This window comes from Desulfotomaculum copahuensis, from assembly GCF_001655685.1.
Taxonomy (GTDB): Bacteria; Bacillota; Desulfotomaculia; order Desulfotomaculales; family Desulfovirgulaceae; genus Desulfotomaculum_G; species Desulfotomaculum_G copahuensis.
In genome coordinates this window covers 1-13913 of record NZ_LYVF01000111.1, presented here as the reverse complement: position 1 = coordinate 13913, position 13913 = coordinate 1, and the positions used below count along the sequence as shown (strand labels likewise).

The following is a 13913-nucleotide window of genomic DNA, read 5'->3' as shown; positions in this document are numbered from 1 at the left end:
TTTCTTAAATAAGTGGGAACACTGGAAATACGGCGTGGTTGCCTCACACTGTCGGGGCTTTTACAGGAACCCTTGAAACCGCGGCAACGGTTTCAAGGGTTTCCGGCTACTTGCGCCGGTCAGTCATGTGGACGATGAGGGTTAAAGGGCAGGGCATCGGGCCTTCTTAGTTAGAAGGCCTGATGCCTTTTTTCCTTGGAACATAATCGTAAGTGACATCCAAACGGTTGTGCCCCAAATCCTTGCTTAGTTTTAACCTGGCAATGGTATCCATTTCTTTAGCCAGGCGGCGCCGCTCTTTATCGTCACGACCAGCTTTCGCCCACCCTTCTATAATGTCCCTTGCCTTCCGTTCGCCCACTCCATACTCGCTGCTTAACACTTGCCGGTTTTTTGACTGCACCAGGCTGCGGACTTCTTTTGAATACTCCGCGTGCCGGCGCACGGCAAATTCTTTCCGGAAACCGTGCAGGCCACGGCCAATCATTCCTTCTTTTTTTGCCGCATCCTTCACAACCCGGTTCAAATGACGAGAAGCCCGCTTTTTTTCTTCCCGCATCTTTTCCGCCTCAAGGCGCTCCCCGGATGCATTAGTATCTTTGAATAGGCCTGCGAAAAGAGGGCTTTCTTTGTTTTCCGCTTGGGCGGTAAGCCGTTCCATGAACTCCTGGTAGTGTGGATCGTATCGTACCGTCCTCCACTTGCCCCCCTTCTCCAAAAGCGTCACTGTCCCATTTTTGGTGTCGATCCTGGAAGCACGAACCCCCTTGTCACCGATGTCCGCGATGGATTCCTGCCGGCAGCCGGTCGCCCGGCAGAAGCGGAGGGCATCCGCCACCTTCCGGCCATAGCTTGCTTCCACTTCGTTCACAATGCGATCCGCCTGCCGCTTTGTGTAAGCGGGTCCCCGCTGCGGTGTATTTTCGCCTCTTATCTTTTTAGGCACGCCCCATTTTTCCCGGCGGGCGCCCCTTTCCGTGGGAATGTCCCAACTCACCTTGCCGTAATAATGATTAACAAGATTCTCGATTTTCCTTAAACAAGATATGTCCGCTTTTAATGTAGATGCAGTGATTTCCCCGTTTTTGTACTGACCGAGGCGTTTTTCGATGTAGCTGCTTATGTCTTCTGCAGTTACCGTTACCATCCGGAAAACGGGTGTATTTCTTTTTTCCGTCAACCAACTGGCAAAGGACATACCGACGGTGCGTACCTTATCGTACGTGTTGGTGGAATATATGGATATATTCCTGATTTCTACCGAATCATCCTTTTTCGACATCCCATATCTTCGCGCCCGGTTGACCAGGGTTTTGACTTGCATGTAAATTGTCTTTGATCTGCTGCCGCGGCCCATAATTTTATACCTCTCCTGATCTATTTTATTGCCGGCCCTGCCGGGCCGAAAAAAGGCAACGGCAAAGCAGAGCTTTGCTGTTTTTTTTGCGCCGCCGGCCGGCGACGTTTATTCGCGCTTCGCTCGAATAAACGTCGCCTCCGGCTCCGGCGCCCCTTGCGGGGCGGCTCCGCTCCAGAGAGCTCCGCTTTTGCCGCCTGCAGGCGGTGCGCGCCGCGTCCTCGCGGGGTGGCGCCCATCCTGCTGCGGTTCGCCCTATCAGGCCTCCTTCGCCACAACCCGGGCCGCTCCCCGGACGCTGCGCGAAGTATGCGCCTAACGGCGTTTTGCCCGCCGTTCGCCCGGCGGGGTATGTAGTTGTCCTTCCTTCCCGGTCCCTCCAAGCCCGCTTACGCGGGTGTAACAATTTCGTCCCGTTGAGCCTATGGCGGGGAATTGCCTCAGCCGCCCGGGAGTTAATTGTCTTTTCGGGCAACACATCCGGTCCCGCATTTGCGAATAATGCGGTAAAATGCGCTCTCGCCGCGCCGGGACACCCTCTGTCCAGCACGGGTCATCGACGTTGACCTACCACTCGCAAACTGCTATTTAAAGCAGCCGGGGGTAATGGTCATCAAGAAGAGTTGAGGGCGCCAAATTACCCGGAAGAGGGTAATTCATTGCCGGGGTCGTTTGACTCCGGAGTTCGTCCGCTTCAATCAGCGGACGGTGGAGGCGCCGGTCTTTTGACCGGCATCCTCTATCGTTAGTTAGTTCATTTCAGCAGGGAACCGGCTTTACAGCCGGCTCCCCTGTTTAGTTCTCACTGCACCGCAACAAGTTTGCCTTCTTCCATCGCGAAAATCACGTCCAGCGCCGCGGCCAACGTGGCCGCATCCACTTTGTTCTTGACGCCGATGTACTGCACTATATCAGCCGCTGACCACTGCCGGGCATCCAGACAGCCGCAGCAGTTGAAGTTTACCACCGCAACAATGTAATTACCGCCGCCCATGCCGAAAGACGGCCGAACGGCCACCCACATCTCAGTGCCTTTACCACTCACCACATAGTTACCCTTGGCTTTCAGCGGCCGGATTTTAACCGGCCAGTTTTCTTTACGCAGAGTTGCCTGCGTTTCCAGCATATTTATCTCCTCCTTTAGTGTGCCACTCTGTCTTGCAACTCGGCCTGCTTGGCTTTGTTCCATCCGTCAACTTCCGCCAGATAGCCAGTGATCCGCCGGATCCGCTTAATCGGGCTTTTCTCGTACGCGCGTATCTCCAACTCACCATCGCCCACGTCCGTGATCACTATCTTGCCGATTTTCTTGCCCTGGGCTTGCCAGCGCTTCTTCTCGTCCGCCACCCAGTATTCCACTTCCTCGCGGGGGATATCCCCGTTGACGATCACTTGCATTTTTAGCCCTCCTTTAATTTAAACTTCGCATACTGAGCGCGCACGCAATGTCCCGCTGAGAAATCCTGGTCTTTTGTTTCCAACCGAGGAATTTCCCCGATCGTGGTTGGCAACTAGCGCATCGTCGCGGAATATCTTCTGACCGGGAAGTCATTCGACCGTATTTGCATGTGCTGCAACCCTTTGGGACGTTCATAGTGATTCCCCTTTCTTACACCCGCACGGTCCGCACTTCCATTCCGGCCGCCAGGGCGTCATCGATGCCTTTCCTTTCTTCCCATACCGCCCGGCTTACCGCCAGGCCGTGCTTTTTCAATTCCACTTTCAGCGTCAGGTACGCCCGCGCCACTTCCGAGTTTGTTTCCACGTCCCGGTCGAGGGCGATTACTACTTCTCTTGCTCCCAATGCCGTTAAGGCCGGTATGGCCGGCCGCCAGGTGCAGGCGCTCAACGCGCCCACCACGACGGCGCCGAGGTACTTGCTGGCGATGTCCGCTTTCAGCGGCCCCTCGGTAATCCAAACCCGCCGGTCCTTGATCTCCGCCGGCCTGGCCACGTGGGCCGGGGTGCCGCAGGAGCATCCGCCCCGGTTCTGGTGGCCGCTGAACAGCCTGTACTTGCCGCCTTGCGGGTCGTCCATGCGCCGCTGCAGGGCCTGGATGCGGCCTTTTTCGTCCCGTACTGGGATGAAGTACCCCAACTGGCGGTCGAAGGTCCAAAAGGATCCACCGCGCCGGCCCCGGCCTTTGTAAAACCCGGGTATGCCGGCCAGGTCATGACCAATGTCGATCAGGCGCCTGCAGATTGACCAGGGAGCTTCTGCTTCCGGTATTGACCGGTAACCGTTTTTCCGGATCTCTTCTTCCGTCAGGCCGCGCTGGAGCAGGTTCTCCCGGTGGCGCGGGCGCAGGTAAAGAAGATCCAGGAACTCCCGGTATACGCGGTTACGGGCTTCCAACGGCGCAGTTTGCACCGCTGGCATTGAGTCGCTTTCCATGGGCATCGGTAGGTTTACCCTGCCGGGTTCCAGCCAGTGCTGGTAGGCGGGTTTACCGTTTGCTTGAATCACCGTCTTAAAGGAACCTTCTTGAACTCTCATGCAGCTTGCGATGTAACTATTGAAGCCGCACCAGTCAACGTCCCCACAGATGGGGCAGGGACGCCAGTGCTTGACTGGTATGAAATCCTCTTTAGGGTAACGATGTTGGTGCTCAGCCTGCATCCCTGATCCCCTCCTGCTCAAGTTTTCCAGGTGCTGAATTCCGTTCACATCTCGCAGTTCGCCATTTCCCGCGCTCCCACCAGGAAAGTGGTATCTTCCCCGATGATTTGTCTCTCAAATACCATGTAAACCGCTTTCATGCCGCACCCCTTTCGTCACCGGTTTCGCTTGCGGCCGCCCAGATGCGGTCCAGCACTTCTTCCACGTCGGTAAGCACTTTCATGATGAACCTGAGTGCCTGCTGCGGCTCACCCCCGGCGTAACTCCGGATGTACTGCCACCCGTGCCAGGCATATCCGGTGTAGCCGTAGATCTCACAGAGTGTGCAGGCCACCGTTTCGGCAACGATTTCCTGCGCCGGCACCTGTCCCCCCACGAGCGGGCGGATGGTGTTATGCACCGCATGACCAAGCTCATGAAAGTAGGTTTTCGCATCGTGCGTATGCAGCTTGATCATCTTTCGGCCGGGCTGAAAAAGACCGTAGCAGCTGCCATCCCCGGGACCGTATTTCACTTCGATGCCCAGCTTCGCCGCGACATCGAAAAGCGGTGGCAGTTCCGCAGGAGTATAGTCAACCTCCGGCAGCGGTTCGCCTTCCGTATCTTCCAGGCGGAACACCGGGATGAACCGGAAACCGGTTATCACCCGGCGTTCCTCTTCCCGTGCCTCACCTGTTTCCTTATCCTCAACCCGCACCTTTTTCTTGATGGTGCTGGGAGCAAGGATATGGAAGGCCTTGGCGCCCTTTTTGACCTTGCGTTTTGCTTCTTGCCACTGATTGAACCCCCTGGCATCCTCTGTGCCGGCTAGAACCATCAGCAACCGGTTGCCCAGGGACCACTTGTCAGACGGTTTTTCGTGGTCGCCTTCCCTGCGGCAGATCATTGTCCGGGCCACGGCCGGCGGCAGATTGCCGCTTTTAAACATGGACAAGAGCTTATTTAGCGCTTCGCGCAGTCTTTCTTCTTTCATGATCCGGGGGCGGCCGCGCCGCCCCTTCACCTCCTTTGTGGTGGCTGGGGCGGCTGTGCCGCCTGAATTTACCTGAAAAAAGCAAAAGAGGACGATCAGGACATGAATGTCCTGTTTATCGTCCTCTTGCCCGGCCTTAAAGGCCGTATTAGCTATCTTTGTCTCGCCTAATTAATCGTATGCGTGTTCGCGTGGCCTGATGGCTATGATTTCCACCTGTTGGATTGAAAAATCGTAACGGAAAAATATTCGCCAGTCACCAACACGTAACTTGAATTCACCTGGACGTGTTTTGACTTTACCGATTTCTAGGGCGGGTGGAAATACTTCCAACTTTTTCACAGCTACTTTTATTCGCTTTTGAACCGTTAGGTCCAATGACTTAAGTTGCTTAAGAGCCTTTACAGAAAGGAAAACTTTAAATTCCGAGCTGCTTCCAGGCATCTTCAGCACTCACCTTCCGGCCAGCTTCAAGATCGGCCAGACCTTCCTTGATGTCCGCCTCATCTTCCGGGGAAACCTCAACCTCCGGCCAGGCCATGGCGTTCAAAATAACCCATAAAGCCTTAACCTGTTCATCGCTCAACCGGTCAACAAGGGCCTTGACTTGCTCCCTCGCAACAACCATGTTAACCACCCCGAGATCATTATATCTCAGATAGACCATGTTTACCACTCCTCTTTCATTGAACATCTTGATCACCCGTCAATCTCCACCTTTACGGCGAAGAGTTTATCCTTGCCCAGTGCACGGTATTTGACCTTCGCCTGCTTGCCCACGGCTTCTGTCAGGGTCTTGCCGTCGCCGTTTTTGGCGCAGATCTTGTATTCCGCACCGTCGGCGTCAGAAGCAATGGCCCAAATGGTGCCTTCTTTCTTGCCAGGCTTAGCCTCTTTAACCACAAACAAGCCGCTTTTAAGCTCGCCCTGATCTTTCGCCTTTTCCTGGGCAGGCTTGCTTTCGGCTTTAGCCGGTTCCGGGTTGCCATCTCCCAGCGCCGCCAGTAATACCTTGGCGTCTTCCGCCTTGCCCGCGCCGATGAGGGCGGCGAGCAGGTTAATGGTCGCCACGGCGGCCGTTTGGCGGGAGCGTAGCCACTCCAGTTCCCGATCGGTGTTTACCAGGTTATCCTGGAGCTTTTTACGCTCTTCGTCTTCCTGGGCGGTTGAAAGCCGTTTTTCCAACTCAATCCTGTTGCCGGTGATTTCCTTGATTGCCACCGGGTAATCCATTGTTTCTTTCACCAATTTTGCCATCATTTCTTTCATTTTTCCGGGCTACGGACCATTCGGCCCGCGCCCAATCACCTCCTTGAAAATGATTGGTTTTGCGGGCCGAAGGCCCTGTTTTCTTCTTTTACCTTGCCTTACTGCACTGCTGATCTGGAAGAAACAAACTCAGCGCCAACATCAATAGCGCCAGGTTTAACCTTGCCTTCCTCAAACGCTTTCATAGCCCGCTCCACGAAAACCTCAACCTGAAGGTCATAGGTTTCTTCCCCGCATTTCTCGCACCAGTAGTAGGGAATTCTTTTTAGGTAAAGAATTGCCCCGTCTTTTCGCTTCACTATTTCTCTTCTCGTAAACCGAAGTTCAGCTTTTTCGTGGTAGCATCCAGCGCAAACACTAAATTGTTCAAGCGTTTTCACGATTTCACTCCCTTTACCGGCGGGGCGGCTTGAGGGTACGGCAATCTTTTTCCCAAATTTCCGGGTCCGGCTCATAGGCTGTGACCATTATTACGGTTTTCCCGTGAAGCGCCACAACTAGGTGCAGGATTCGATCACCATTCCCATAGCCTATAATTACTCTTACCGGGTCCGGATTGTTCCGGTACATCCCCGGCGCGTGGCCTTGAATGATTTCCCCGTTCTTTACTACACTGGCCACTTCTTCCGCCGTTATGCCTCTTTTCCTGATCCGTTTCCGGCAATGCCTGGAAAAACGGACACAGGCACGGCGGATGCGGGCCATTTCTTCTTGCCACCGGTCTCTGCCATCATACATCCCCGGGACGCCTCCTTTCTATCGAAACTGAAGCGCCCGGGGATTTTCCCGCGGGCGCTGATTTCCAACGCCCGCGGAAGGGCTTGCAAAAACACAAAAACACCTTAACAGAGCAAGTCGGTTACTTCTTGCCTACATCTGCCAAAGTGTTCTTCCTGATGAGGGTGCAACAATACCTTCATCCATCTTCTTCTCGTGAACTTCCCAGTTTAACCATGCTGGACCATGGACATGTCCGCCACATGCCTTTCCCGCCGCCGCGTTTATTTTTCGCCCTGGCGGCCCGCTCTTAGTCCCGAGTATGTGGGCCACATATCCTCGGGGGTTAGCTCGGTCTTTAGGTGTTGAGCGCACCCGAACACCTTCTCTGGGATTACTACGGCTGCCTTCGGGAGGTGTTCAAATCTCCACCGCCGCTGCGGGTATCATCCCGCTCACCCCAGGGGCCTCTTTAGCTCGGCCACGCAAGGCTAATCACCGCTCATCACTGTGATCGCGCCCATTCCCCCACTTAATGTCGATTGGGTTCCACCGCCCGCGCCTGCTCATCGCTGTGACGCCAGGGAAAAACCGGCACGTACTGCTCATCGCTGAGACGCGCCCATCCCGGGAGTACACCCTGCTCATCGCCGTGGGACTTTTCCCGGGACCATTCTTGCCAACGTATCCGTCTGCTCATCGCCGTGACGGCCGTTCCGGGGCTTTCACCCGTATCAAGAGAAGGTGTCTTGATAGACAAGAGAGTAAAATATATGTTCACTTAACCTAAAAAATAGCAGGTTGCTGGGCGGCTGTCAAGAGGATTTCTGAAAAATTTTCCGGCGTAGTTCACCCGGGGTGAAAAGCAATTCGTCCGCGGTGTATGCTTTCCCCGCCGGAGTCAGGGTTTTTCCTTCTTCAGTGGTTGGAAAAATATATACATCGGCACCCGGAACAGGTTTCTCATCCCGGCGGGGCGCATCAATGATCCACCGGGTTGAATTTCCGGATATAGTGAATTGCATTTCCGCCGTGACGCCGCTTTTCCCATTTCGTAGCACTCGCCACTTGAACCCGGGCACTTCATTTTTCGCCAGGGCGTAGAAAAGCCCCAACGCCGCCAGGCGGCAGGCTTCCTGAGCTTCTTTAGGCGGGCGAACATCGGCAGGATACCATAGACGAAATTGTCCCTTGTATTCCCCCATCTCGGCGAAAATGTTGACCCAGCGAACCATGCCGGCCCACCAAAGACTGTTAAACGCCGTTCCGGCAGTTTGCCGGGAACAGTCCAATACGGTGGCTGCCGCCCCGGTAGTTAATGCCATGGCCTCGGCAAGCATTTCCATAAGCTCGTAGGCTCTACCGGTGTAATCAATTGACTCGCTATCTCCTCCTTTGTACTGAGATGCGCCCATGGAGATTCCTTTTGCATAACTAATATTTTTTGCAAGTTGCTCTTTTTGCACGTTGTCATCACGCCCTTTGCCCCAGAATTTGCATGTGCAGCTTTTTCGCCTCCGGGTCAAAGACGGTAACCATGGCGGCCACGTGCGTACCTTTGTGCAGGTATCCACGCAGTGGGGCTGAGGCAATTCCGATCAGGCCGGGCTTCACTTCCACAAAAACCATACCTTTGTTTTGGATCAGCACCGTGCCTGCCACTACATCGCCGCGCTTGTATTGGCCGCTCCACGGGTCAGCCTCCAGGTCGGCCATATTCAGCCGAATCGTGCCGGTCTGGGCGTCCACCTGGACCACTTTTGCTTTCGCCTGCTGTCCTGGTCTGAAAAGTTTGGTCATCTCCGCTGTAATATTTTGTGTTGCCTGGCCGCGCGGGATTTCCACCAGGATGCCGCCGCCGGCGTCCACAATCAGGCGGTCAGGTTTTTCGTCTGTACGGGGAAAAACGGCCTTAACCATCACGTCGATCACCATGTCAGACTTCAATGAGGCGAACAGCCTTTCAGCGGCGTCCGCCACGGCTTCCCGACGGCTGCAGGCTACTATGCCGTTCTCACGATCCAGTTTCTTCACCTTCACCTGGACGGTCTGGCCGACAAAGCGCAGCATCAAGCTTTGGTCGTCCAGGCCGGATTCGGAAGCCGGCACAATGCCTTTCACGCCGCCGCCCAGGTCCAATTCCCACACGGCGGTGTCGAGGTTATCCGGGAAAGTGACTTTCTCCACCGCGGCGGGGACGGTAAGACCGCGCCGCTTCGCAAAATGCAGGTACTCCCAACGCTCTTGCTCTTGAATAAAACCTTCAGGCTTGATAATGGCTGACATTATTTTTCACCCCTTTTTTCAAATTCGAATTCTACTTTACCGCCTTCCCCCAGGACCAGCGCGGCGTCGAATTCCTTGCCGGCCCGGGATTTAAAACCCTTTAAGACGGCGGTTTTGCCTTTCTGGAGCAGTTCCTTGGCCTGGTTGACCGTGATTTTCTTCCCGGCAATCTCCTTCCAGACAACAAACTTGCAACCTTCCTTCCAGCCGGCACAACCATAGCCTTTCTTCCCCTCGATAACTTCCTTGCCACACAGCGGGCATTTGCCCAGGGTCTGGGCGGTATGATCGGCAAACTCGAAGTTGACCTTGCCGCCTTCCCCCAGAACCAGGGCGGCGTCAAAGCCTTTGCCGGTTTTGGATTTGAAGCCTTTGAGCACGCCGGTTTTGCCCTTGTGAAGCAGTTCTTTGGTCTGGTGGACTGTGATCTTTTTGCCGGCGATTTCCTTCCAGACGGCGAATTTACAGCCTTCCTTGTACCCGGTGCAGCCGTATGATTTGGTAAATTCAACAACCTCCCGGCCGCATAGCGGGCATTTTCCCAGCACCTCCTTTTGTTGTTTTACCCCACCGCTTGCTTCCTGCTCTTTGGCCATTTGGACCACCTCCCGGGTGAATTCTTTAATCCCGCCAAGCCAGCGGGTGACTTCCATTGCGCCCCGTTCTATTTCCAGCAGGCCCTGTTCCCACCGGGCGGTCATTTCCGGGGATTTCACCTGTTCGGGTACCAGGTCGATGAGTGTTTCTCCCTTGCGGGTGGGGACCAGGGTTTTCTTTTCCCTGGTGATGTACCCCACGTGGATAAGCCGTTCGATAATTGAAGCCCTCGTAGCCGGGGTGCCAATACCCCCGGCGGACTTCAACGTATCGGCCATATCCTTATCGTCCACCAGCCGGCCGGCGTTCTCCATGGCCGCCAGCAGGGTGGCCTCGGTGTACCGGGCTGGTGGTTTGGTTTGCTTTTCGGGGGTTTCCACTTTCTGCACGGCTACGGCTTCTCCCTCGTTCAGTACCGGCAACTGTTGGTTTTCGCCGTTTTTATCCTCCCGGTCGTCATGTTTATAGACTGCCTTCCAACCCGGGTCCAGTTCCACCCGGCCTTTGGAAATAAAGGTTTCACCGTCGGCAGTGGTGGTTACTTTGGTTACCGCGTACCGGGCATCGGGGTAGAAGATGGCCAGGAAGCGCCGGGCTACCAGATCATAGACCAGGCGTTCGTTTTTGCCCAGGGCGGCCAGGTCCGGTTTGACCGCTGTTGGGATGACGGCGTGGTGATCGGAAACTTTGGTATCGTCCACGTATCGCTTGCCCAAGGCAGGCGGTTTTTCCGGAACCAGGCCGGTGTATTCGGGCGCTGCCGCCAGGGCGGCCAGGCGGTCTTTCAGGGTGTCCCGGACGATAGCCGCGGTCAGGTGCCGGCTATCGGTCCGCGGGTAGGTAAGCAGTTTATGCTTTTCGTACAGGGCCTGGGCCGCATCCAGGGCCTGCTGGGCGGTGAGGCCGTGTTTTTTGTTGGCCTCCTTTTGCAGATCGTTTAAGTTAAAAAGTGTAGGTGACTGCTCCTTTGTTTCCTTCTGCTCCACCCGGGCGACGTTTCCGGCCAGGCCGATCTTCCGGGCAATGGCAGCCGCTTCTTCTTGGCCGGGCAACCGGTCGGTTTCTCCTCTGGTCCATTTGCCACGGTATGTTTCGCCGGTCTCTTTCCGGAAGGTGGCCCAGATTTCCCAGTAAGGTTGGGATTGGAACGCCCGGATCTCTTTTTCCCGGGCCACGACCAGGGCCAGGGTGGGGGTTTGCACCCGGCCCACGGAAAGCAGTTCTTTATGCCGGCAGGTAAACGCCCGGGTGGCGTTGATGCCCACCAGCCAGTCGGCCTGGCTTCTGGCCTCGGCGGCCCGGGCCAGGTTATCCAATTCCCGGCCGTCGCGCAGTTTGCCAAATGCCCCTTTTACCGCCGCCGGGGTGGCTTCGGAGAGCCACAGGCGCTTGACCGGCTTCTTGCAGCCGCTTATACCGTATATTCGGCGAAAAATTAGTTCGCCCTCGCGACCGCTGTCGCAAGCATCGATGACGGTATCGATGTTGCTGGAGTGCAGCAACTTTTTCAACACGTCCAACTGCTTTTTGCCGTCTTTAGTTGGCACCAGTTTGAACCGTTCCGGTATGATGGGCAGGGCTACCAGATTCCACTTTTTTAGCACCGGGTCGTATTCGTGTGGTTCGGCCAGTTGAGTTAAGTGCCCAAAGGCCCAGGAGACGATGTATTTGCCGTTTTGCAAGTAGCCGTCCCTTTTGTCGAAGCGGCCCAGGACGTTTGCAATGTCCCGGGCCACGGACGGCTTTTCGGTGATCACCAACGTGCGCACTATTCCCACTCCCCCTTCCTCTGGGTTATGGCGGCCAGGTCCAGGTTGCTGGTAATCACTGCATTTTGTACTTCGGCCCAGGATTTGAACCGGATCACTCTCTCGGTATTGTACCCGGGCGCCTTGACCGGGGGCAGTTTGCGGTTATATGGCCAATCCTTCAGCCATACCGTAAGCCCATAGACCAGCGCGTAACGGGCCATACGCGGGTCGTCTTCGAATACGGCCACGGCCGCCAATTCTTTTGTGATCATTTCCAGCTTTCTGTTCTGGTCAAGTCCGCACGACACTTGATCCCGTGCTTGTTCCACCGGAAAGCCGTGGCTTTTCAGCCAGCGTACGGTGAGAAACATTGTGTTTCCCGGCCGGGAGCTGATGTAGGCTACGCGATAGCCGAGGTCTGAAAACAGCCTTAAGGCATCAGCCGCGCCGGGAAACGGTTCCGACCGCTGGAAAAGGCGCATCCCTTCGTCGGAAGTAAAAAACTTCGGCGGTATTTGCGGCGCCGGGTATTTGTTCAGCGGGATGCCGAACCGGCGGACCAGTTCCAGGTTGGTGTTGGCCACGGTGTTGTCTATATCCACTGCAATCCACATCTTGTTTTCCCCCAAACTCAAAGTCCCAGGAATATCGCCGGGTCGATCCGGGGCTTTGCTTTTTGTTTTTCCGGATCTTTCGGTGCCGGGGACGGAACGGTAACGCCCGCCGCCGTCAGGGCGTCCAGTTTTTCTTCGATTCGTGCCATGTGCTCTTCCAGCCGCAGGGCTAGATCAATCCATTCCCTGACCCTGGCCGCCCGCTGCCCGGATGGATATGACCATACCGGGTGGCCTGCCGGAAAGGCGACAGTAAGTCTCTTCTCGCGCGTTGACATATGGGGCATCACTCTCTTTTCCTTATCCTGACTGGGTTCCAGACTTACAACCCGCCGCAAATGATGCACCACCCTGGAAAGATGCTTATGACAGGTGCATCACCTTTGCAATAATAGCGCCGCACATCCCTTGCAAGACGCACCATTACAGGTGCATCACCGGAACTTTGGAAGGTACATCCCTTCTTTGTGAAATGGCCGGTTTAGCCCTTGCCGGAAGCGGCTTATCAGGTACATCACCATTACTATTTTAGGCCATGCGGGAAAACCTGTCACGCCCCACCCGCTTTCAGGAAACCGATGGCGTTGGCCCACTGGGCGTCCGGCAGGATGTGCGCCGCCGGAAAGAGTTCCTGCAGCAGGGGCAGCGCCTGCGCGCCGCCACCGGCCAGGTAGACTTTGCGCACGAATTCTCCGCGGCTGCCCCAAAGTTTGTACACCTCATCGGCGATGGCGCGAGCGGTTTGTATTCTGGCCATTTCGATTTCCCCGGCCAGATCGATTTTCTGGCCGCGATACCAGACGTACCCGGTGCGCATGGCCTCCAGTATTTGGGCATGGGGCAGGGGTGTGTCCGATTTGTTTTCAAATCCTTCCGCCATAGCCCTTTCCAGGGCGGAAGCGCCCATGTTAACGCTGCCGCACATGCTCTTTTCCAGGCCGGCGGATACCCCGTTCTCTATTTTCACGGCCACGCAGTCGGTTGTTTTCCGTCCCACGTCCACCAGCGCCGCCACACCGTCTTCCGGCAGATCCGGCGCGGTCAACAGGGCGGCGGCGCCCTGGGGGTAGACCAGCGGGGAGTCGAAGGATATCCATACTGGTTCGTTTCCATCGACAGACACCCAACCGGCCAGACCGGCTATGTGGCGGGCCAGTTTTTCGTGGCATTTGCCCCAGTCGCCAGCCGGCAGGCCGACCACCAGCTTCGGCCGTACGCTTCCCTGGGACCAGAACGCCGGCCGGCGCGGCCAGTCCCAGCATAAGGCTGCAGCGGTGAGCAGTACCACGTCGTGCATCGGGTGCTCGTGTTTGTTCCGGTCCAGGGTATGCTGGACGTTTTCCCCTTCCTTGAGCGCCAAGTCGCCGACGAAGTAGGCTTCTTCCGCGCCCCTTTCACTTCCCCGGATGATTTTCACCAGGTGGCCTACGTTTGCGTTTTTCAGACCGGCGCCTTCAAAGGCATCCAGGGCCAATTCCCTGGCCGGGGCAATAACTGAAGGGAAGATGATTTTTTTGCCGAGGGAAGAAATTGCCTTGGTATACCCGTACCCTACGTCGATAGCCAGTACGGCGGGTTTCGCGATTGGTTCTGCTGCCAGCATGTGATCACTCTCCTTTGTATATTGGGCACAAAAAAAGCGCGGTAGCCCGCGCGTCGAAGTTCGTTATTCCCGGTAAAGGGAAAACCAATCCAATCCCAATTCTATGTAGAGGTCAATTTTCCCTAT

General features: G+C 55.8%; 17 protein-coding genes. All 17 read right to left on the bottom strand.

Annotation, left to right across the window (positions count from 1 at the left end; translation table 11 throughout):
* Nucleotides 1-166 precede the first annotated feature (166 nt).
* The 17 genes from A6M21_RS07580 to A6M21_RS07510 all read right to left on the bottom strand — a co-directional run bounded on the left by A6M21_RS07580 (nucleotide 167) and on the right by A6M21_RS07510 (nucleotide 13787).
* Nucleotides 167-1282, bottom strand: coding sequence for a site-specific integrase (locus A6M21_RS07580; RefSeq protein ID WP_161486030.1), 1116 nt, complete (start codon nucleotides 1280-1282; stop codon nucleotides 167-169).
* Nucleotides 1283-2159: 877 nt separating this feature from the next.
* The gene (locus tag A6M21_RS07575) at nucleotides 2160-2483 is read right to left on the bottom strand and encodes a hypothetical protein (RefSeq protein ID WP_066667505.1); all 324 of its coding nucleotides are present in this window, start codon (nucleotides 2481-2483) and stop codon (nucleotides 2160-2162) included.
* Between the two features lie 14 nt (nucleotides 2484-2497).
* Nucleotides 2498-2755: an anaerobic ribonucleoside-triphosphate reductase gene (gene nrdD / locus A6M21_RS07570; RefSeq protein ID WP_066667504.1), complete on the bottom strand. Its 258-nt coding sequence runs from the start codon at nucleotides 2753-2755 to the stop codon at nucleotides 2498-2500.
* A 211-nt stretch (nucleotides 2756-2966) separates the two neighbouring features.
* A complete protein-coding gene (locus A6M21_RS07565; RefSeq protein WP_242868796.1) occupies nucleotides 2967-3737 on the bottom strand; it encodes a DUF3854 domain-containing protein in 771 nt (256 codons plus the stop codon).
* 376 nt (nucleotides 3738-4113) lie between these two features.
* Nucleotides 4114-4950, bottom strand: a complete 837-nt coding sequence (locus A6M21_RS07560; RefSeq protein ID WP_066667519.1) for an ArdC-like ssDNA-binding domain-containing protein — start codon at nucleotides 4948-4950, stop codon at nucleotides 4114-4116.
* 171 nt (nucleotides 4951-5121) lie between these two features.
* On the bottom strand, nucleotides 5122-5394 hold the full coding sequence (locus tag A6M21_RS19455) for a type II toxin-antitoxin system RelE family toxin (protein WP_078060492.1): 273 nt from the start codon (nucleotides 5392-5394) through the stop codon (nucleotides 5122-5124).
* Nucleotides 5369-5644: a hypothetical protein gene (locus A6M21_RS07555; RefSeq protein ID WP_242868797.1), complete on the bottom strand. Its 276-nt coding sequence runs from the start codon at nucleotides 5642-5644 to the stop codon at nucleotides 5369-5371. The genes A6M21_RS19455 and A6M21_RS07555 overlap by 26 nt, the downstream gene beginning before the upstream one ends.
* Nucleotides 5645-5649: 5 nt before the next feature.
* The gene (locus A6M21_RS07550; RefSeq protein WP_066667502.1) at nucleotides 5650-6219 is read right to left on the bottom strand and encodes a hypothetical protein; all 570 of its coding nucleotides are present in this window, start codon (nucleotides 6217-6219) and stop codon (nucleotides 5650-5652) included.
* Nucleotides 6220-6317: 98 nt separating this feature from the next.
* Entirely contained in the window at nucleotides 6318-6599 is a 282-nt protein-coding gene (locus A6M21_RS07545) for a YgiT-type zinc finger protein (protein WP_066667501.1), read from the bottom strand.
* A 13-nt stretch (nucleotides 6600-6612) separates the two neighbouring features.
* Nucleotides 6613-6957, bottom strand: a complete 345-nt coding sequence (locus A6M21_RS07540; protein WP_066667500.1) for a DUF4258 domain-containing protein — start codon at nucleotides 6955-6957, stop codon at nucleotides 6613-6615.
* 511 nt (nucleotides 6958-7468) lie between these two features.
* Nucleotides 7469-7636: a hypothetical protein gene (locus A6M21_RS18735; protein ID WP_161486029.1), complete on the bottom strand. Its 168-nt coding sequence runs from the start codon at nucleotides 7634-7636 to the stop codon at nucleotides 7469-7471.
* Nucleotides 7637-7751: 115 nt separating this feature from the next.
* Nucleotides 7752-8402, bottom strand: coding sequence for a hypothetical protein (locus A6M21_RS18915; protein ID WP_201721849.1), 651 nt, complete (start codon nucleotides 8400-8402; stop codon nucleotides 7752-7754).
* A 7-nt stretch (nucleotides 8403-8409) separates the two neighbouring features.
* Complete coding sequence (locus A6M21_RS07530; RefSeq protein ID WP_066667498.1) at nucleotides 8410-9222, bottom strand: RNA-binding protein; 813 nt, start codon at nucleotides 9220-9222, stop codon at nucleotides 8410-8412.
* Nucleotides 9222-11588: a type IA DNA topoisomerase gene (locus A6M21_RS07525; RefSeq protein ID WP_066667497.1), complete on the bottom strand. Its 2367-nt coding sequence runs from the start codon at nucleotides 11586-11588 to the stop codon at nucleotides 9222-9224. The genes A6M21_RS07530 and A6M21_RS07525 overlap by 1 nt, the downstream gene beginning before the upstream one ends.
* A complete protein-coding gene (locus A6M21_RS07520; RefSeq protein WP_066667496.1) occupies nucleotides 11588-12184 on the bottom strand; it encodes an LNS2 domain-containing protein in 597 nt (198 codons plus the stop codon). The genes A6M21_RS07525 and A6M21_RS07520 overlap by 1 nt, the downstream gene beginning before the upstream one ends.
* A gap of 17 nt (nucleotides 12185-12201) precedes the next feature.
* A complete protein-coding gene (locus A6M21_RS07515) occupies nucleotides 12202-12522 on the bottom strand; it encodes a hypothetical protein (RefSeq protein WP_066667495.1) in 321 nt (106 codons plus the stop codon).
* 212 nt (nucleotides 12523-12734) lie between these two features.
* Complete coding sequence (locus A6M21_RS07510; protein WP_066667494.1) at nucleotides 12735-13787, bottom strand: ParM/StbA family protein; 1053 nt, start codon at nucleotides 13785-13787, stop codon at nucleotides 12735-12737.
* Nucleotides 13788-13913: the final 126 nt, after the last annotated feature.